At 65.7% G+C, this 19,006-nt stretch carries 22 protein-coding genes and 1 pseudogene; 19 read left to right on the top strand and 4 right to left on the bottom strand.

Going from position 1 to position 19,006, the window contains the following annotated elements; all coding sequences use genetic code 11:
• Positions 1 to 183: 183 nt before the first annotated feature.
• Together FE811_RS03530 and FE811_RS03525 are read left to right on the top strand one after the other, a co-directional pair.
• Positions 184 to 414: pseudogene (locus FE811_RS03530) on the top strand (transposase domain-containing protein); the annotation flags it as partial.
• Positions 415 to 435: 21 nt separating this feature from the next.
• Positions 436 to 774, top strand: coding sequence for an acyl-homoserine-lactone synthase (locus FE811_RS03525; protein WP_140846687.1), 339 nt, complete (start codon positions 436 to 438; stop codon positions 772 to 774).
• 19 nt (positions 775 to 793) lie between these two features.
• Here the strand turns inward: FE811_RS03525 and FE811_RS03520 are convergent, their stop codons facing one another.
• The 3 genes from FE811_RS03520 to FE811_RS03510 all read right to left on the bottom strand — a co-directional run bounded on the left by FE811_RS03520 (position 794) and on the right by FE811_RS03510 (position 4,316).
• A complete protein-coding gene (locus FE811_RS03520; protein WP_140846686.1) occupies positions 794 to 1,987 on the bottom strand; it encodes a DUF1173 family protein in 1,194 nt (397 codons plus the stop codon).
• A 14-nt stretch (positions 1,988 to 2,001) separates the two neighbouring features.
• On the bottom strand, positions 2,002 to 3,219 hold the full coding sequence (gene repC / locus FE811_RS03515) for a replication initiation protein RepC (protein ID WP_140846684.1): 1,218 nt from the start codon (positions 3,217 to 3,219) through the stop codon (positions 2,002 to 2,004).
• A gap of 605 nt (positions 3,220 to 3,824) precedes the next feature.
• The gene (locus tag FE811_RS03510; RefSeq protein ID WP_181180809.1) at positions 3,825 to 4,316 is read right to left on the bottom strand and encodes a hypothetical protein; all 492 of its coding nucleotides are present in this window, start codon (positions 4,314 to 4,316) and stop codon (positions 3,825 to 3,827) included.
• 510 nt (positions 4,317 to 4,826) lie between these two features.
• Between FE811_RS03510 and FE811_RS03505 the strand changes: the two genes are divergently transcribed.
• Positions 4,827 to 5,183: a hypothetical protein gene (locus FE811_RS03505; protein ID WP_140846680.1), complete on the top strand. Its 357-nt coding sequence runs from the start codon at positions 4,827 to 4,829 to the stop codon at positions 5,181 to 5,183.
• Positions 5,184 to 5,525: 342 nt separating this feature from the next.
• Here FE811_RS03505 and FE811_RS03500 read toward each other — a convergent pair whose 3' ends face one another.
• Positions 5,526 to 5,717 (bottom strand): hypothetical protein, encoded by a 192-nt coding sequence (locus FE811_RS03500; protein WP_140846678.1) that lies wholly within the window; start codon positions 5,715 to 5,717, stop codon positions 5,526 to 5,528.
• A gap of 292 nt (positions 5,718 to 6,009) precedes the next feature.
• On the opposite strand from FE811_RS03500, the gene FE811_RS03495 reads away from it, so the two are divergent.
• The 16 genes from FE811_RS03495 (at position 6,010) to FE811_RS03420 (ending at position 19,001) form a co-directional block, all read left to right on the top strand.
• Positions 6,010 to 6,357 carry a hypothetical protein gene (locus FE811_RS03495; RefSeq protein ID WP_140846676.1) on the top strand — a complete coding sequence of 116 codons (348 nt, stop codon included), beginning with the start codon at positions 6,010 to 6,012 and terminating at the stop codon, positions 6,355 to 6,357.
• Positions 6,358 to 6,425: 68 nt separating this feature from the next.
• Entirely contained in the window at positions 6,426 to 6,716 is a 291-nt protein-coding gene (traL, locus tag FE811_RS03490) for a type IV conjugative transfer system protein TraL (RefSeq protein ID WP_140846674.1), read from the top strand.
• The gene (locus tag FE811_RS03485) at positions 6,716 to 7,270 is read left to right on the top strand and encodes a TraE/TraK family type IV conjugative transfer system protein (protein WP_140846672.1); all 555 of its coding nucleotides are present in this window, start codon (positions 6,716 to 6,718) and stop codon (positions 7,268 to 7,270) included. The genes traL and FE811_RS03485 overlap by 1 nt, the downstream gene beginning before the upstream one ends.
• A complete protein-coding gene (locus tag FE811_RS03480) occupies positions 7,267 to 7,992 on the top strand; it encodes a type-F conjugative transfer system secretin TraK (RefSeq protein WP_140846670.1) in 726 nt (241 codons plus the stop codon). The genes FE811_RS03485 and FE811_RS03480 overlap by 4 nt, the downstream gene beginning before the upstream one ends.
• Complete coding sequence (locus FE811_RS03475) at positions 7,992 to 9,212, top strand: TraB/VirB10 family protein (protein WP_140846667.1); 1,221 nt, start codon at positions 7,992 to 7,994, stop codon at positions 9,210 to 9,212. Before FE811_RS03480 ends, FE811_RS03475 begins: the two co-directional genes overlap by 1 nt.
• Entirely contained in the window at positions 9,209 to 9,655 is a 447-nt protein-coding gene (locus FE811_RS03470) for a TraV family lipoprotein (RefSeq protein WP_140846664.1), read from the top strand. Before FE811_RS03475 ends, FE811_RS03470 begins: the two co-directional genes overlap by 4 nt.
• Entirely contained in the window at positions 9,655 to 12,138 is a 2,484-nt protein-coding gene (locus FE811_RS03465) for a TraC family protein (RefSeq protein WP_140846662.1), read from the top strand. The genes FE811_RS03470 and FE811_RS03465 overlap by 1 nt, the downstream gene beginning before the upstream one ends.
• On the top strand, positions 12,135 to 12,422 hold the full coding sequence (locus FE811_RS03460) for a hypothetical protein (protein ID WP_140846660.1): 288 nt from the start codon (positions 12,135 to 12,137) through the stop codon (positions 12,420 to 12,422). Before FE811_RS03465 ends, FE811_RS03460 begins: the two co-directional genes overlap by 4 nt.
• The gene (locus tag FE811_RS03455) at positions 12,419 to 12,778 is read left to right on the top strand and encodes a TrbI F-type domain-containing protein (RefSeq protein WP_140846658.1); all 360 of its coding nucleotides are present in this window, start codon (positions 12,419 to 12,421) and stop codon (positions 12,776 to 12,778) included. Before FE811_RS03460 ends, FE811_RS03455 begins: the two co-directional genes overlap by 4 nt.
• A 29-nt stretch (positions 12,779 to 12,807) precedes the next feature.
• Positions 12,808 to 13,305 (top strand): S26 family signal peptidase, encoded by a 498-nt coding sequence (locus FE811_RS03450; protein WP_370362659.1) that lies wholly within the window; start codon positions 12,808 to 12,810, stop codon positions 13,303 to 13,305.
• Positions 13,281 to 13,925: a hypothetical protein gene (locus FE811_RS03445; RefSeq protein ID WP_140846654.1), complete on the top strand. Its 645-nt coding sequence runs from the start codon at positions 13,281 to 13,283 to the stop codon at positions 13,923 to 13,925. Before FE811_RS03450 ends, FE811_RS03445 begins: the two co-directional genes overlap by 25 nt.
• On the top strand, positions 13,922 to 14,914 hold the full coding sequence (gene traU / locus FE811_RS03440; protein WP_140846651.1) for a conjugal transfer pilus assembly protein TraU: 993 nt from the start codon (positions 13,922 to 13,924) through the stop codon (positions 14,912 to 14,914). Before FE811_RS03445 ends, traU begins: the two co-directional genes overlap by 4 nt.
• The gene (trbC, locus tag FE811_RS03435) at positions 14,875 to 15,642 is read left to right on the top strand and encodes a type-F conjugative transfer system pilin assembly protein TrbC (protein ID WP_140846649.1); all 768 of its coding nucleotides are present in this window, start codon (positions 14,875 to 14,877) and stop codon (positions 15,640 to 15,642) included. The genes traU and trbC overlap by 40 nt, the downstream gene beginning before the upstream one ends.
• Positions 15,639 to 17,729 carry a conjugal transfer protein TraN gene (traN, locus tag FE811_RS03430; protein WP_140846647.1) on the top strand — a complete coding sequence of 697 codons (2,091 nt, stop codon included), beginning with the start codon at positions 15,639 to 15,641 and terminating at the stop codon, positions 17,727 to 17,729. The genes trbC and traN overlap by 4 nt, the downstream gene beginning before the upstream one ends.
• A complete protein-coding gene (gene traF, locus FE811_RS03425) occupies positions 17,726 to 18,154 on the top strand; it encodes a conjugal transfer protein TraF (protein WP_140846644.1) in 429 nt (142 codons plus the stop codon). The genes traN and traF overlap by 4 nt, the downstream gene beginning before the upstream one ends.
• Positions 18,147 to 19,001, top strand: a complete 855-nt coding sequence (locus tag FE811_RS03420) for a conjugal transfer protein TraF (protein ID WP_140846642.1) — start codon at positions 18,147 to 18,149, stop codon at positions 18,999 to 19,001. Before traF ends, FE811_RS03420 begins: the two co-directional genes overlap by 8 nt.
• Positions 19,002 to 19,006: the final 5 nt, after the last annotated feature.

Raw genomic sequence — 19,006 nt, 5'->3', positions numbered from 1 at the left:
GCTCGCGGCGCAGACGGGATCGTCGCAGGGGCGGCCAGATAACAACGCGAGCTCGCAGCTCATAGTCAATTCGGCCTGCCCGCTTCTTCGCACTCCAGCGCCCCTGTCCCGACAAGGCAACTTTACCATGACCCGGTCAGAGCTGCCTGCCATTCGAAGGGCGCCGAAAACAGCATGCCCGATAACAACGCCGCCGAACGCGGCATGCGCGCCATCGCCCTCGGGCGGAAAAACTACCTATTCGTCGGTTCCGAGGCAGGTGGAAAGGCCGCCGCCATCGCCTACACCCTGATCGAAACAGCCAAGCTCAACGTCAGCGATCCCCATGCCTGGCTCGCCGACACCCTGGCCCGTATCCCTGATTACAAGATCACAAAGGTCGATGACCTGCTGCCTTGGAAATGGCCCGGGTAGCGCTCAGGCCGGACGCTTACGATGATCCGGCATCCGTTGATCTGGGAAAGCTCTCGTTTCTGCGTCGACACTGATAGTGCCCGGACCTATGCGGTGGACGGCATCAACCTGGTCACCAGGTCGCTGCTCTTAGGACTGTTCAGTACGGCCTATCGCTCGGGCATCCAGAATGTGGTGTCGGTCTACGATCTGTATCTTGAGCGGATCCTGCGGCGCGCCGGTTGCCGGTTCGACCGGCTCGGTCCCGTCGTCGCCTATGACGGGCTGAAAACCGTTGCCGGGCTTTTCGAGGTTTCTGCCGAGAATATCGCCGAACTGCGAAGCAACTTGCCCGATCTGGTGCGGAGCGAATCGGCGTAACCCGAGGCGTGCCGGTGGTTTACCGAACCGGCAAGGGCGGGATTCCTCCCTTTTCGATGTCCCAGACCCAGACGTCCGCGTCGGGTTGTGCCGCGATCTGTTTCTCGAAGGCCGCCTTGTCCTCCACGCTGTTCGGTGGCGAAACGATATAGAGGGCAAGCGGGCGGGGTCTGCGCAAGAGGACGGCTGTCGGTGAAGGTTGCGTCGCTTGCCGGTCCGGCAACAGCTTGACGCTGCGGGTGCCGATCCGCGCCAGCGCCGCGACCAGTTGCTTTTCGGGGAGCGAGCGGCAGGGAACCCAGTTTTCCGCCACCAGCATCAGCGCGATCTCCTCGACTGCCGCCAGACCCGATGGCTTGAGAGAGAAAGTCGCGATGGCGATCAGGTGCGATTCGGGATCCGCTTCCCAAAGATCGAGTTCGATCGCGAAACGTTTGCGGAGGCGCCGGTGAATCGCCTCCTCCAGCAGGAAGTCGAAGCCAGGCATATGCCGGATGATCAGTCGATGGCCGCTCCGCGCGGCAGCGAAGCTCTTGATTTCGCCGATCAGGATCATCAGCCGCGCCGGTCGACCGGATTGCGGCCGGATTGGCGCCAGCGTGGCTGCCCGGCGCTGTTCGATGGCGGCTTTCGCGCTGGCGCGGAACGGCTCCGGGATGACCAGGCGCTCCGCGAGGGGCCGACCGCGGATCGTCATCTGTCTCGCCGCCTCCAGCAGGTGCCAGCGCAGAACGGGCCAGTGTCGTTTGCCGGTCCAGCGCGCGGTCCAGACGGTGAGTTCGGCTTCGTGCCAGAGATGGTGCAGGAGATCGATCAACGACAGCGTGCCTTGATCGCCCGCGACACTGCCTGGCTCGCCGCCGTCGGTTTCGGAAACTGTGCGGGGGCCGGATTTCGACAGGCTGAAGCCGAGCCGCAGCGCGGCGGTCCCGCTCTCGGGATCGAGCCGGATGGCCCCATCCCTGGGATCGTCCTCCGCCGCAATACCGGCCAGCGTCTCGTGGGACGGACAAGAGGGGTGATGGGCGCGGGCGGTGAAGGGCATGCGCTTGATCAGGTGCTGTTCGCCGATCCGGGCGATATAGGTCGGAACGCCCGGCGATCTGCACAGGCAGAGGGGCCGCAGGCGCTCGCGATAGGCTGCTTCCAGAACATCCTGCAATCCGGCGGAATCTTCGCCGATCACCTTTCCGTCGATATCGAAACGCCGCATTTGCTCCTCGCTTCCTAGAAATAATCCGCCGCCAGACGCCTGCCCTGACCCGATTTCCGCTCCATCAGGCCGAAGAGACTGCCGGTCATATTGAGGCGGCCTGTAACGTGAAGCCGCGTGAAGGCGCGCAGCAAGCCGCCGGGGTTCTTGACCGGTGTGACCGGATGATCGCGGTTGGCATCGATCACCAGCACGGCGAGCGCCGCGCGCATCGGTCCCATGCGGTCGGTGGCCTCGCGCCAGGCGGTCTGGCTGATCCCAAGCTCCGGCACCCGGCGTGCGGCGGCCTGAAGGATGTCGGTCGGTTCCGTTCGGTCACGCCCTTGCCGGAACCCATCGATCCAGAGCCGCATCTCGTCGCTGGCCAGGTCGTAAAGCCGCCCCGATGAGGGCAGGTCGAGATCCGCTCCGCGCGCAGGTGGCTCGGTTGATTCGTCCGGGGCGCCGTCGGCCGCCGCCGGGCTGCCGGTTTCCCGGCCGCTACAGGATTCAGATGGTTTTGCGGTTGAATCCTGTAAATGGAGCCGGAAGAGGTTTTCCGGTTCACCGGAAGATTCCTGCAGCTGCGCGAGCAGATCCGAGGCTTGCCTCAGGGCGCCTTCGACCTCCTGGCGATGCCTTTCGATGTCGCCGGAGCTATGAAGACTGTCCATGCGTCGGGGCCATGTCCTTCGGAGCTCGGCCAGCCGGATGACGCCCGGGTGGTGCGCGTCGGTGTCCTGCAGCCGGCCAAGCAGCAGCCTGAACTGCTGGCGTAGCGCGGAACAGGTCAGCCGTTCGGCGCGAATCCGGACGCGCTCGCGCTGCCAGAGCTCCCGCAATTCCAGCAGGTGCCGGATCCGCCGGATCAGCGGCGCGAAGGAGAGCCCATACTTGGCTGGCAGGGGCCCGGCCAGCGCGCAGCGCCTGCCGTTGCCGATGGTGAATCGGGCAATGAAACCGGCCTGGACCAACGCCGCTTCGTCATAGCGCAGCGCCCGTGGTGTCTTGCCCAGTTCACCTGCGAGTTGCTGTTGCTGCGCGAAACAGACGGCATCCGTTCCAGGGTCGGTCCAGTCGGACGGCCTGGTTCGCCGAATCATCGCCAACAGCGCTTCGAGGCGGGCGGGCGAGATGTGCAGTACCCGGCGCAGGTCGATCAACAACCCTTCCACATCGCCGCGCTGAAGAGTTCCAGGCAGGACCGGGAAAGCTTCATTTGGGGAAATCGACTGATCTGGACATGGGTTCATCGTTATCTTTGCTCCGGACAGGCGCAGTGGACCTGGCAATAGAAGTCCGGCCGCAGAAACTGCGGTTGCGGCTTGCCAGGATCAACGGGACGGGCTACGCTTTCCTTGCTCTTGGAATTGGGATGGACGTCCCATGCAGCCCCCCGCGATGGTTTCCTTCGTGCGGGGGTTTCTCTTTTTCAGGCTCGACATTTGCCTGTATGTCCTGGCGGTCCTCGCGCGCGTGCAAGCTCGGCAACGTCGTTGCGTGATCGCGCGTTGGTTGATTCGATCATCAACAAGCTAAATCTGAGGTGGTTTTCTCCTTCTGCGCGCGTGGCATGGCGGAATCGGCGGCCCTTGAAGCCGCCCGCCGACGTAGAATTCCAGGAAGGAGCAGTCCCATGTCGAAGAAAGCGCCAGGCTATGCCGCGAGGACGCATGATCTCCATGCCGTCTGGCCGGAGCGGGACAGAGCGGATGGAGCGAGCCGGATCGGATTGCTGCTGAGAACCGACACGGGCAAGCATCTTCATGTCCTTTTCGATGAAGACGTGTCCATTCTGGGCGCGGTCGTGCTGGCCGTCCCGACCAGCATGACACCTTCCGCCGCGGTCGAACGCCTGTCACGCGTCATCGAACATGCTTCCCCGCCCATCGCGGATTCGGGTGACGAGGAAATTGACCGTCGATAGCGGCAGGCCGCTGCTGGCGGCGATCTCCTCCGGCGGTCGACCGGCCGCGAGCAACTCTCCGATCGGTCCCCATTCGGTGGGGAAATCGAGGTCGTCGCCTTGTTCCTTGGCGCGACGTCCGGATGTGAGGCCGGCTTCTATTGCCCGGCAGGTCGCCGCGGAAAGCTGGTTGACCGATCGACCCGGCTGCAACGGCATGGTCACGGCAGGCATACCCCAACCGGACACCAACCGGGTGACCTTGTCTGGAGAACGGAAGCGCTTCGGTGCCGAGGTGCGTGACAGCGACAGGAAGCAGCAGGTCCGGCCATCGACAAGCGTCTCGAGCGTGAACCAGGTCCGACCTTGCGCTTCGCTGCGCACGACGATCAACTGCTTGGTCTGGAGCAGGATTTCCCTGAAGCGGACGGATGTCATGGCCATTCCCGACATAAGGCACCTTTCTCTTTGGGACGGGATCGAAGGGAATCGACGACAGTCGCCGCCAACCCGTCCGGGTTCCTGAGATCTTGGTGGCCGGCAACTGCGGACAGCCGACAGTGCGGCACCTTTCCCTAGCGTCACAACAATTCATATTTAATGCAACTTATGATTCTCAATGCAATATACAAATATCAAGTACACAACGCATATCAAACCGCAAATATGCCGCGCTGCAGGACATCTCGACCCGGCACAGCAATGCCGAGAAGGTGCAGAGGCGAGTCTCGCGGCTCTCAATGCAGTTTTCGCGATGGCGACCGGTCGAAGCGCGACAATCCCTGCCCTGTTACGTGGCGGAAACCGGAACTCGCGCAAAACATGAGATCTTGCAAATGATCACAAATTGCTGCAAAAGATACTAATTGCAGCATAACGCATCAATGAATCACGACTGTCGTATTGCGGACCCGAGGCTCCCGCAGTGGGAGTCCAGGAGCAGAAGGATGCATCATGGGAGATCGGACTGATAACTACGTCGTGTTCGAACGCAACGCGGGGAGAGAGATTGAGCAGGGCGCTGTCGTCAAACTGTTCGCGCGAGGCGAAACAGGCGTCAAGCCAGTGGAGGGATGGTATATCATGCTACAGCGGCCCGATGGGCACTGCCTCCTGCTGCTCAACAGTCGCGACGCAACCGTGAAGTTCATCAAGACTGTCATTGGCCTGTTCAAGCTGCTTGATCGCATCCCTGCCCGCGATGTGACCGTTCCTCTCGAAGGGCAAGTCGCGGACAACAAGGCGATCTGGGACTTGCACGCACATCTCAACCAACAGGCCGCTGGCGGGGACAAGACGATCGCTGTGTAGATGGATGCAGAGAGCTTGGCGGCAAGAGGCCAACCGTCGCCTCGGAGGCGGTTCCCATCATGCCGTCTACGCGGCGACAGTTCATGGGATCCCCGACAGATCTGCGATGATGAGGTCTGCCTCGAGTTCGGATCGGCTCATTCGACGACGGTACTGCCGCGACGCTTCGCTGGATGAGCGAGGATCGTTTCTGATCTCTCTGGCACGAATTAACGCGGTCATCCGCAGCTCAAAGCAGGAAGTGCGGACCCCCAAGAGGGACGCCGCTAGGCTCTACGGCATCGACGCCTTCTTATTCTGCAAACCGACGCTGTGAGGCGGCTCGACCGTCCGGTTTTTGGGCTATAGCCAGACGATTCCCCTTCGCCACTCCCAGGCCTGCCGCCGCAGCCAAGCCGCGCGATGCCGGTCGTGAAGTGCCAGGAGATCGCAGGCGATCGCCATCGCGGCGGCGTGTTCCTCGCGATCCGAGGCCAGTTCATGGGCGTGGTCTGCCGCGGAGCCGAGCCCGGCCGGTTCGATGTCGACGGTCATCTCGTCACGCTCTCCCCTTTCAACTCCTGCCAGTGACGCGCACAGCAGTCTTTTCAACGCAGGTGTAGTTGCGCGCGGCTCTCGCCTTCAATGGTCCTCACGACGGTTCCCGACAGTGTGACCGATCCGGGAGTGCGTTGCACATCCTGTCAGCATAAGCGCAACCTCCCACAGCCACCCCAGTCAAGCAACAATTCATATTTATTGTGTGAATCATATTGCATTGCTGTGATGAACGTTTATTGTTCCCCCGACCGGTACGCCGATCACTTCCACAGACTGAGGTAACTCCATGAGACCCTTGCGTTTCCTGGTGGCCCTTGCGGCCACCCTGCTTCCGGCTGCCGCCTTCGCGGCGGGTGCCGGCACCGGCGTCGAGGCCGGCTTCACCAGCATCACCACCACTCTGACCACGCTGATGAACGGCGCCGGCGGCTATCTGGTCCTGATCATTTCGATCATCATCGCCGCCATCACGCTGATGGCCACGGGGCGCTGGACCTATGTGATCACCGCCGTCGCGGTATCGCTCTTCCTCGGCTACGGCGTCGCGATCGTCAGCTCGATCGGCGGTGTGACGGCGACCATCGACATGGTGGAAGCGCCTGTCGCGGCGCCCGATGCCGGCCAGGAGGCCTGACCGCATGGGCCGCATGGTCTTGCCCTGCGGCTCTCTCTTACCGCAGTCCCCGTCCGAGGATCGTTCCGATGCAGGACAATGTCGTCAAGATCGAGCAGCGGCTCCAGGAGCAGTCCCGCATCCTGCTTTTCCCGGTGGACGAGGGGCTGGCGCTGCTCCTGCCCTTCGGAGTGGGCGTCGCGCTGCAGGCCGCGCTGGCCGGGATGATCCTCGGCGCGGCGAGCTATGTGCTCTGGAAGCGCCTGAAGGGAGACGGCGGGCTCGAGCGCATGCTGGCGCTTCTCTACTGGTACCTGCCGCGCGAGGCCGGGCCGGTGCGTGCCTGGCCCGACAGTTCCGTCACGATGTGGAGGGGCTGATGAACGTCTCGGTTCTCAGCCGGAAGATGAAGGCCGCGCAACGGGCGCGCAACCTGCTCGCGGTATTCCTCGGCCTCTCCATCGCCACGAATTTCGCACTGAGCTACCGCATCAGCCAGACGGATTCGCAGGTGGTGCTGATTCCCTCGCGGGTCTCGGACGGCATGGTGGCGCGGGGCGCCGCCGATATCCGCTATATCGAGGCACTGAGCCTGGATGCGGTCTATGCCATGTATACGGTCAGCCCGGCCACGATCCGCTACGGGCGGGACGTGATCGAGCGCATCGCCGCGGCGCCGGATCGCGCCCGGTTGCTCGCCGCCTATGACGACATCGCCGACGATATCCGGCTGCGGCGGATTTCCACCGTCTTCCGGCCGGGCAGGATCGGCCACGACCTCCAGCGGCTGCAGATCACCGTCGATGGCACGCTCGCGACCTATCTCGACACGACCGAAGTCACCAACGGTCCCCGCCGGATCCTGCTCACCTTCGTCGAGGAGGGTGCCTCGATCCGGCTTTCGCGCATCGAACTTCTGGAGGCCGAGGAATGAAACGGACGATCGTCCTGTCCCTGGCGGCCGCAATGCTGGCATTGCCTGCGCTGGCGGACCAGAAGCTCACCGTCCGGCCGAACGGATCGGTGAAGATTGCCGCCTCGGCAAGCGAGGTGACGCGGATCAGCGTCTTGGGCGATCGCATCCGCCGGATCGTCAAGGATGAGAGCCAGTTCCAGGAGATGAACGACGAATCCACCGGCGACGTGTTCCTGCGCTTCGCGGGTGCGCTGGACAAGCTGCGGCTCGAGACCGGCTATATCATCACTGAACGCGGGGTCACCTTCGGCTATGAGCTGACGCCGCGACAAAATCTCGGCGCCGAGACGGTGATCGTCACCGTGAACGGGGTGCCCGACAGCCCTGCGGCGGTTTCTGCCGCCAGCGGCGCAACGGCGGACAAGCCGGCGCCAACATTCGAGCTGGCGGCCGGCGAGGGCGGCGGTGGCTATGCTTCGAGCCTGGTCGCGCTCACCCGCGCGGCCATCGACCGGCATATTGCCGGCAAGGCGCCGCCGGCGCGCGGGCACGGGACAGGGATCGCCACGCTGTCGGCCAATAGCATGCGGGCGCGGGTGCTGGTTGCCGCCGGTGGGCGCAGCGGCCGTTACGTCCGACCACAGGATTTCTTCACCAGCCGCGTACTGGGGGTCTGGGTCGAGCGCAACGATCTGGGCCCGAACCAGCGCGCCTGGGTCGTGGTCCTGGAGAAGGGCTGATGGGGCGCAAGAAACAGCAATGGCTCGTCCTCGGCCTCGCGGCGGGCGCGCTGCTGCTGGTCATATTCGTTCTCGGACAGGTGATGAACGCGCGCCGGGCGGTGTTCCAGGGCAGCGGGGCCGGCAACCGGGTCGACGAGACCATCATCGCCGACCGCACCTCGCAGGCCTCGCCGGAACTGAGCTGGGCGCGCCAGAGCCGCGAGGAGATCGAGCGGCTCGGCCGCACCGTTTCTGAACTGACCTCCACGGTCACCGCCCTCACCGAGAGCCAACAGAGCGGCATCGAGGCGCTGCGGGCGGAATATGACGAGGTGATCGTCGCCCAACAGGCCGAGATCAATGCGCTGAAGGAAGGCACCGGCGGTGCGGCAATTCCCGCGCCCCCCGGCGCTGCTCTCGGCCCCAATGGGGAAAACTATGGCCAGGAGTTCATTGCCGGCGGCGGCACACGCAGCGCCGTGCCGGGGCAGGGGACCGGGACGGCCACCCAGCCCCCCGGGCCGGGATTCTCGGTGGATTTCAACCTCGCACCACTGCCGGAACCGCCCGCCCCCGCCGCAGAGGAACGGTCCTCTTCCGTCCATGACCTGCGCAATTACATCCCCGCCGGCAGCTATGCGCCCGCCGTGGTGATCTCCGGCGTCGATGCCTCGACCGGCGTGGTCTCGCGCGACAATCCGGTCCCGGTGCTGGTGCGCCTCACTGGCCCGGCAATCACCGCCGCTACCGGCGCGGGACAGGGGCGGCGGATCAATATCACCGGCTGCACCGTGCTCGGCTCGGCCATGGGCGATCTTTCCAGCGAACGGGTCTATGTCCGCCTCACCACGCTGACCTGCATGGGCAGGGGCAACCAGGTGATCGAAACCCAGGTCGCCGGCCTCGTCGCCGGATCCGGCAAGGCCGGGGTGCGCGGCCATGTGGTCTCGCGCGAGGGCAATCTCGCCTCCAGTGCCGCGATCGCCGGCGCCCTGGGCGGTTTCGCCGACGCCATCTCATCGGCCGCCTCCATCGCCGGTTCGAACGACGGGGCAGAAACCGTCGGCTCGGTCCTGGCCGGGGCCGGCACCGGCATGGTCGGCGGCGCGGCCGGCAACGCTGCCGACCGGCTGGCCGAATATTACATCAAGCGCGCCGAGCAATATCAGCCCGTGGTCTCGCTCTATGCCGGGACCGAGGTCGAAGTCGTCTTCATGGAAGGAGTGTCGCTCAAATGATCGCCCCCGTAAAATTCGGCGCGAAACCCGGGGCGCTATGCGCCCTGCTGGTCCTGCCGCTGCTCGCCGCCTGCGGCGGCACCACCACCGAGAAGGATTTCCTCTGTCCGGCCCAGACCGGCGGATCGCCCTGCACCACCATCACCCGCGCCGATCCCGGCGGGCGGATGGCGGCGATCCCGGTCCGCGAGAGCCGCGCCGACACGCTCGGCAAGGAAATCTCGCAGGCGCCGCTTGTCGTGGCGGCGGGCAAGGGCGGGGGCACGCCGCCCGGCGCCATGGGCGATGGCGGCATGCCCTACCGGGCCGCGCAATACCGGATCCCCGAACAGGTCGGCACGCTCTGGATCGCGCCGCATCTCGATACCGACGGGCTGCTCCATGAGGCGGGCTTCGTGCATTTCGTGGTGCGGGAAGCCCGTTGGGCACAGGCGCGGTCGTGATGCGGGTGCTTAAGCCGCTCCTCGCCGGGCTCTTCGACGATCCCGACTGGTCGGAGGACGAGCCGGACTCGCTTGCCGGTCATGTCGTGGCGGAATTACTGCCCTACCGGATCTTCGATCCGGAGACCGAGCTTTATTTCAACGAGAACTCGACCGGCTTCCTGATCGAGGTGAACCCGGTGGTGGGCTCGGACGAAGTGGCCTCCAACCTGCAATCGGTGATCAACGCCAATGCCCCGAACAATGCCACGATCCAGTTCCTGAACTGGACCTCGCCCGACATCGATGCGCCGCTGATCCGGTGGGCGCGACACCGCCTGACCGGGGACGAACTCGTCCGCGAGATGGCGCAACGCCGCATGGCCCATCTGCGGGCGGCGCGCTACGGCACCGATCACGTCATCAAGGCGGTGCCGCATCAGCGCCGGATCTTCGTCGCCTGCTGGATCGACGGCGATGCCGATCTCGGCCAGCGCAAGGATTTGCGGAACTTCCGCCGCGCGCTCTATTCGGTCTTCGGCGGCGAGCAATTCGTGCGCCATACCGGTCCCGCGGATTTCCTGCGCCTGCTCGGCGAGCTGCTGCATTGCCGCGGCCTCGCCGGCATCTCCGAGCTCGAATACAGCGACGAGGAGGCGCTCAACTACCAGCTGCCCGGCGCAGGGCTCCAGGTCAGGCGTTCGGCCATCGCGCTGATGGGCGATCCGCCGATGGCGGTGGCCAGCGCCAGCGTCCGGCGCTACCCCAAGGACTGGGAATTCGCGCTCGGCATGCTGCTGAACGGCGTGCCGGAACGCATCTCAGAGCGTCCGGTCGGCCCGGTACTCACCTCCTTCAGCATGCGGGTCCGCTCCAAATCCGACGCCTCCTCCTTCCTGATGAAAAAGCGCGCCGGGCTTCAGCACACGGCATCGACGCAATTCGCCCGCTTCGCCGGCAACCTGGCCGAGAAGATGCGCGAGTTCGAAGCGGTCAACGAGGCGGTCGAGATGGGCGAGAAGCTGCTCGATACCGTCTTCGTGACCTGCGCCTATACGCTCGGCGGCACCGAGGACGCCCGGCATGCGCTGGCCGAGCTGGCCAAGATCTACCGCCATGCGGGACTGGTCCTGGAAACGGATACCTTCATCCAGCTTCCGGTCTTCCTCTCGGCGCTGCCCTTCACGGTCCATGGCAAGCGCATGGACGACCTGAAGCGGCTCCAGCGCATGAAGATCCTGAAGGCACAGGCGGGCGCGGCGCTTGCGCCGCTGCATGGCGAATGGACCGGATCGGGCAGCGGACGTGGCGTGCTGCTGCTCGGACGCCAGGGCCAGATCATGGACTGGGACAATTTCCTCTCCGACGGCAATTACAATGTCGCGGTGGTCGGCAAGTCCGGCGCCGGCAAGTCGGTCTTCATGCAGGAACTCGTCACCTCGATCTATGCCTCGGGCGGCAAGGTGGTGGTGATCGACGACGGCTATTCCTTCAAGACCACGGTCGAGATCATCGGCGGGAGTTTCGTGGGCTTCGATGGCTCGCGCGAGATCCGCCTCAACCCCTTCTCCATGCTCTCGCCCGCCGACATGGCGCGCGACGAATACCGCGCCGATGCGGTGGAACTGCTGACCCGGATCTTCGCCTCGATGGCCGCGCTCGGCGAGGGCGGGCAGTCGCGGGTCGAGGATCTCGAGGAGGGATTCATCAGCCGCATCGTCGGCGAGGTCTGGGACGAGAAGGGTCCCGCCGCCGAGGTCACCGATGTCTGGGAGCGGCTGCAGGCCATCGCCGCCGAGGACCGCCGGCTGCTCGACGTGGTGGTCAAGCTGCAGGCCTTCACGCGGCAAGGGCCTTACGGGACCTATTTCGCGGGGCCGGCGAACCTGCGGCTGGACAGCGATTTCACGGTCTTCGAGCTCTCGGACATCAAGGGCCAGCGGGTTCTGCAGGACGTGGTGCTGCAGATGATCATGTTTCTGGGCACGGAACTGATGTTCAAGACCGACCGGGCGGTGCCGGTGGCGATCCTGATCGACGAGGCCTGGGACCTGCTCCAGACCCATGCCACGGCGAAGTTCATCGAGGGCGTGGTGCGGCGCGCGCGCAAATATACCGGCGCGCTGATCACCGGCACCCAGTCCATCGACGACTATTACAACAATGTCGCGGCCACGGTCTGCCTGCAGAACAGCGACTGGACGGTGTTTCTGGCCCAGAAGCCCGAGACCATCGACCGGCTGGTGGCCGACCGGCGGCTTTCCGTCTCGCCCCATATCGCCGGCCAGTTGAAATCCCTGCAATCGGTGCGCGGGCTGTTTTCCGAGATGGGCATCAAGGGGCCGGGCGGCTGGTTCTTCGGCAGGCTGCTGCTCGATCCCTTCTGCCTCGCGGTCTATTCCTCGAAAGGCTCGACGGTCGCGAAGATCCGCCAGCTGAAGGACCAGGGCCGAAGCACGGTCGAGGCCATCCGCATTCTCGTCGAAGAGGGGGCTGTGGAATGACACCCGCGCGCGACGATTTCCGGCGTGCCCGGCTGCGCGGTGAGGGTGAGCGCGGCACCTGGGCCGACACGGCACGGGCGGTCATCGCCCGGGTGGAAGCGGATCTGCCGCCGGGGGCGAGCTTTGAGACCCGTTGGCAGGCCCTCGATGCAGCCTATCCCTTCGGGCGACGCTGCCACTATCCCTATCGGGTCTGGTGCCGGGTGCGGCGCGCCCATCTTGCGGCCATTGCGGCGTCTGAAAGCGCGCAGGCCCAGGCCGAGGAATGCGGAGGCGCGCCATGAACCTCGTCCACCTCATCGCCCATAGCCTGACCGCCATGGCCAGCATTGCGATCACGCTCTCGATTGTTCTTGCCACCGGACCCGCCGGCCTGCCCACCGGCATCGTGACCATCGACGCGACCGAGGCGGTGCTGCGCTTCATCCAGGCCGGCGGCCGCGAGCTGTCGGATACCGATTACGAGACCGAGGCCCTGAAATACCAGGCCGATCTCGAAGCGGCGATCGCGGAATTCGCGCGCGAGAACGCGGTGATCGTGGTGAACTCGGCCGTGGTTCTCTCGGGCGCCCCGGACATTACCGCGCAGGTTGCCGAGCAGGCGCTGGAGAAGATTGCCGTCCGGGGAGGCCGGCCATGAGGGCGCGCGTGATCGCTCGCCGAAGCTTCATGGTGCTCGGCGCGCTTTTCTGCCTTTCCGGCTTCTGGGCGCTCAATGCCTTCCGGCTCAATATCAACGCCTCGAGCTCGATGCCGGACAACGCCTATCTGATGTGGACCTGGCCGAAACTTGTCTGGCGCGGCGCGGTGATCGCTGCTCTGCCGCCGCATGCCTATGCCGACCGTTTCGAGGGGCTCTATTTCACCAAGCGGGTGCTGGGGATGCCGGGCGACCGGATCAGTCATGTGGACGGCGCCGTCTGCGTTGCCGGCACCTGCCATCCGCCGGTCATGCGCGGTGACGCGCCCTTTGCGTCGCCGCTGCCCGAGGGGGAGATCCCGCCGGGCATGTATGCGGCGTTCGGGACCAGCCCGGATTCGCTCGACAGCCGTTACGAAACCGTCGGCCTGTTTTCGCGCGACCGCATCGTCGCCGTCGGTTTCGGCACCAATCTCGTTCCCAACTGGAAGGACCTGAAGGCATGGGCGGATGGGCAGGATTACTGATCGGTCTCGCGCTGGCCATGCCGCTGATCGGCGCCGGTGCGGCATGGGCGAAGAATTTCGGCACCTACGGCACGGTGTTTCCGATCGCCGAGCCGGATTTTCTGGAGGAGATCATGGCGCGGTTGCGCGCCATGGAAGACGACGGCGAGCTGGCGCGGATGGAGCGCGAGATGCAGGCCCGCACGCGGGACTATCTCGAACGCCCCGCCGCCGCGCATGACCTGCCGCCGGCCGCGGAATACCGCGCCTGGCATTTCGATCCCTCGATCACGCTTGACCGCGATCTCGCCGATCACAATGGTCAGATCTTCGCCGCGGCCGGCACGACGGTCAACCCGCTGGCCTGGTCCGGCTTCTCGAAGCGGATCGTGGTCATAGACGGCGATGCGCCGGACCAGGTGGAATTAGCGCTAGAAGACGGCAATGAACTCGACACGCTGATCGTCATCGCCCGCGGCGCCCCGCTCGATCTCATGCGCGCGCATGGGCGGCGCTTCTGGTTCGATCAGGACGGCGTCATCGTCGACCGCTTCGGTCTCGAGCGGCTGCCCTCGATCATCACCCGCGCCGATCCGCTGCTGATGGTCGAGGAAATCCCGGTCGCGGAGGAACGGCCATGAAACGCCTTGCCGCGATGCTGGCCCTTGCTCTGGGCCTCGGTCTCGCCGGTGGCGAGGTGCAGGCCAAATGCAATGCCCGCTTCCTCAACCCGATCACCGAGGTTTGCTGGGACTGCATCTTTCCGATCTCCATCGGCGCCATCCGGGTGCTCAACACCCGTCCCGACACCCCCAATCCCTCGCTGCCGGTCTGCCTCTGCGCGGGCGTGCCGCCGCGCATCGGCCTGGCCATCGGGCTCTGGGAGCCGGCGCGGCTCACCGATGTCGCCAATGAAGCCGGCTGTTTCGTCAATATGGGCTTCAGCGCCGATCTCGGCCTCTTCTCCATCGGCAAATCCTCGGTGACCAGTTCCGACGGCGACCAGACCGGCAGCAAATGGCAGGTGCATTACTACTATTACCCGCTGATCTCCTGGCTCGGCACGGTGGTGGACGGGCTTTGCCTTGAAAACACCGCTTTCGACATCGCCTATATCAGCGAGTTCGATCCGCTCTGGCAGGACGCCGAGCTCAACACCATCGTCAATCCCGAGGCGATCCTCTTCGCCAATCCGGTTGCGCAGGCCGCCTGCGCCGCCGATTGCGTCGCCGCCTCCAGCGGCAGCCTGCCGCGGGACGAGCTTTTCTGGTGCAATGGCTGCCAGGGCGGGCTTTATCCGATCCAGGGCGACAGCAATGCCCATTACGGCGGCATCCAGGCCTCGCAGACCGTGACCGCGAAGATGATCGCGCGCCAGCACCGGCTCGGCCTGGCGCGCAATACCAGTTCTTCGAGCTCGGCGCTGTGTACGCCCGACATCGCGCCGATCATCAAGAAATCGCAATACCGGCTGCAGGTGACCCGGCCTCGCGCGGCGACCAGCGGCCGCTATGCCTGCGGCCCGCTTGGGTCCTCGACCCAGTTCGTCGATTCCATGCGCGAATTTCCATATCAGGGAGAGAGTTTCGGATGGCTCATGTGGCGCAAGAGAAACTGCTGCGCGCTCTGACCGGCGCGCTCCTGGCCGCGCTCGCGTTCCTCGGCCCGGTGGCTCCGTCCGCGGCCGAGGAGGATGACCCCCCGGTGCGTTTCGCACCGGGGGCGACCGGACCCATCGCCGCGCCGGTCGAGAATATCGTGCGCGATGCCGAGGCGCGCGGCGAGGAACTGGCCGACCGCCTGACCATCCAGGAGCCACGCGAGGGCGTGGAGATCGGCGATCTCGACGGAATCCGCAGCCGGGCACTGAATGATCCGCGCATACGCAGGCTGCTCGGCGCCGAGGAAGAGACCGGTGCCGAAGGGCAGGGCGAGAAATATGCCGAGACCCGCGCCCTTCTCTTCGCCAGTTTTTCCATGCCGCCGCAATCGCTGCGTCAGATGATGCGCGAGGCGGCCGATCACGGCTTGACCGTGGTGTTTCGCGGCTTCGTCGAGAATTCGGTCTTCGAGACTCGGGCCAGGCTCGATGAAGTGTTCGAGGGCGACGAGATCGGCGAGGGCTTCGCCATCGACCCGACGCTGTTTCGCCGTTTCGACATCCAGGCGGTGCCGGTCCTGGTGGTGCTGGGCGAGGGGCTCGGCGCCTGCGAGAGCCCGGCCTGCGAAAGCGATCCGCCGCCGCGTCATGACCGGCTGAACGGCAATATCCCGCTGGAAACGGCGCTGCGGCTCATCGCCGCCGGCAATGGCGATGCGGCCGAGACCGCCCGCGACCTCGCCGGGACCGCCAGATGATCGGGCGGGCCGCCATCGTCTCGCTTGCCCTGCTTGCGCTCGCCTTGCCCGTGCCGGCGCAGGAAGAGATCGCCGATCCGGCCGCGCGCGCCCGCGCCGCCGGCAATGCCGCACGTCCGAATATCGGCTCGGAGATCTTCAGCGGCGGTTCGGTCGCCGAGGTGGTGACGCCCTATGCCGGCACCGATATCCCGGAAACCGGCATCGACAGCGGCAATATCGAGGCGCGCCGCAACGAGGCCGTCGCCGGCGGCACCATGGCGGCGCGCGGGTTTCAGGACATTCTGGACAGCGCGACGCTGCGGCCGGAATACGATCCCGGCCCGGATCATGTCGGCATCACCGTGGCCGACGAGGCCACGATCCGGGCCGAGGATATCGCCGGGCGCTACTTCAGCAGCTCGACCAGCACCGATCCGGCCTGCGAATTCGACGGCTTCGGCGTTCTCGAGCCCTTCGAGCGCTTCTGCGAGACGCATACCAGCCTGCGCGAGCAGAGCTGCATGCTGAGCCGGGTGGTCGATGTGGACCGGGAGGACAGCTGGCGTTGCGACGTGACGCGCGGCAATGTCACCGTCACCTGCAGACCGGGCGAGGATGGCGCCTGCGCGCCCGAGGACCTGCCCGAGAGCCAGCCCAGCAATCAGTGCCGGCTACTGGAGGAGCGCTGCATCGCTCATGAGCCGACGCTGACCCGCGAGCCGGCCAGCGGCGGGATCTTCGACATCTTCGGCCGCGGCATCTTCTGGATCGGCTACGGGCTTTCCTGGGAGGGGGTGCGCTACGAGACCCGTTCCGACCAGCTCAGCTTCACCGCGCCCGACGGCTGGACCTATTACCGCGCCTGCACCGGGGAGACGGGCTGCTTTGCGGTCTGGCGCGAGCGGGAGATGCCCGGAGGCGGCCGCTGCCTGGAGTTCGAGCGCGATTATGCCTGTACGACCGGGGATCAATGCGCCTCGCTCTCAGCGAATGCCGCCTGCGAGCGGACCGAGACCCGCTGCCTGACGCGGGGCGAGGGCGGTTGCGAGCTCGAACGCGCGACATGGGTCTGCCGCAACGATCTGAGCGATCACGCCCCGGCGGAGCGGCTCGAATCCCGCATCGAGCGGATCGAGGACCGGCTGGTAAATTCCTGCGATCCGCCGCCTTCGGAACAGGGCTGCGTGGCCGAGGAGGCGGTCTGCACCTCCGGCCCCGCGGTGCGCACCGTCATGGGTTTCCCGGTCTCGCGCGAATGCTGGGAATACCGCCAGGACCACAGCTGCCTGGCCGGGGATCTCGACAGCCGCAGCGATTGCGGCCCGTTTCAGGCCGATCAGTCCTGCGAGGTGATCGGCCAGACCTGCCTCAGCGAGGTCGAGGCGGAGGAGGACCTGGGCGAGGCCCCCGCCGGCTGCCAGCATTGGGAATATCGGTACCGCTGCGGCGGCGGGATCGACCTGCCCGAGCATTGCACCGCCTTCAATGTCTGCGTGGGCTCGCTTTGCGAGGGGATCGTGGATGAGCCGAACACCGATTTCGGCAATGCCGCCGCCTGGCTCACCATGCTCGACGAGGCGGCGAAGGACAGCGAGAAATCCATCGACATGCAGCGGGTGAGCCTGTTTGCCGGCGCGGCGCGCAACTGCCGCATCGGCGCGCTCAGCACCATCAATTGCTGCAACGACAGTGGCTGGGCGAACGGCATCCTCGGCGAATGTTCGGAAAACGAGCTGGCGCTGATGGACCGGGTGGCGGCGAAGGCCGCCATCTATGTCGGCACCTATTGCTCGCGCCGGGTCCTCGGCGTCTGCCTGCAGCGCCGCCGCTCCTATTGCACCTTCAACAGCCAGCTCGCCATGGTCTTCCAGAAGGAGATCCGCCGCCTGGCCGGCACCGATTGGGGCAGTGCGCGCAGCCCGAACTGCACCGGGCTGCGGCTCGACGAGATGGAGAGGATCGACTGGGACCGGATCGATCTTTCCGAGGCCTTCGAGGACATGATGAACGAGGCCAATGTGCCGACATCGGAGATGGTCACAGACTATCTACGCGACCGGCTGGACCTGACCGCCGGCGCGATCAGCGGGGAGGGTGGGCCATGAAGCGCCGCGATCTGCTGGCCGGCCTCGCGCTCGCTCCCTTTGCCGCCGCCCCCGCCATTGCCGCGCCTGCCGCCGCAACCATCCCGAAATGCCTGTCTTCTCCTCCCGGCCTGATCCTTGTCGGGGTCAGCTGTTGCGTCTTCTGCCAGGGGGCGGCGTCGGTTTTGCAGGCGGCCGCGGAACCAGTGGGCCTGCCGCTTCTGGTGGCCTCGCAGGACGGGCGCCCCATCGCGCCGATTCCCGATTGCGCTGACGCGCGGGGCCATCCGCAGGCCGATGGGGCAGGGCGGGTGCCGCTCCTGCTGATCGTGGACATGGCAACGCAGCAGGTGGTGGCCAGCATCGAGGGTTATCGCAATCCGCGCGCCTATCTGACCCGGCTGCGAGCCACGCTTCTGGCCTTGCGCGAGGGTGCCCATGGATGAGGGTCGGGCCACTGTCCCTCTCGGCACGCTGCTGCTGAGCATCGCCTTGCTTCTCGCGCCGCAAGCGGTCGCAGCGCGGGAGGGAGCATATTTCGGCTATTGCGGCGATGCGATCCGGACCGGCTGGAACTTCTACTGCGATCCGACCGCGCCGGAGGAAGAGCCCGAGGAGGCAGCGGCGCCAGACGCCCTGCCGGAAGCTCTGCCATCCGCAGCATCGGCATCGCCCCCGAAAACCTATGCCGAGCAGATCGAGACCTTCCGCAAGCAAATGGACGAGCTGAAATACCGCGCCGTGCTCGAGCCGACGCCTGAGCATGTGCAGGATTATATGGAGGCGCAGCAGCGCATGAGCCGCATGGCCGCAGCCTTCACCGATCAATGGCAGCGCGTGCTCTTCCGCACCCCTTCGCTCGACATCAATACCCGCTTTCCGATGAGCCAGATGGGCGGCGCGGTCTATCAGGACCAGATCCGCACCGCCCGCGAGACCTCCTTGCGCGAGGCCGCCGCCAATCTCGGCTTCATGGTCGTGGTCGAGGATCCGGCCCGCTGCGGGCTCTGCACGCCGCAGCTCGAGATCGTCGCCCGCATGCGCGAGAGCTTCGGCATCGAGGTGATCGTGGTCAGCGCCGACGGCTCCTTCCATCCGCTCTTTCCCGAGGCCGCCGTCGATACCGGCCAGCTGCGCGCCTTCGGTCTCGCGGACAGCCCGAGGCCCACCATCGCCCTGGTCGAGCCGCGCACGGGCGTGGTCGAGCCCATCGGCTCCGGCCTTCTGACGGAAGACGTCATCCTCGAACGGGTCCATGTCGTGACCAAAGTCCCCGCCGGCGAACGCTATTAGGAGTT

This window comes from Paracoccus sp. FO-3 (genome assembly GCF_006386455.1).
In the GTDB taxonomy this organism is placed as follows: domain Bacteria; phylum Pseudomonadota; class Alphaproteobacteria; order Rhodobacterales; family Rhodobacteraceae; genus Paracoccus; species Paracoccus versutus.
The sequence above is the reverse complement of the archived record's forward strand: the minus strand, read 5'-3'. Positions and strand labels throughout refer to the sequence as shown.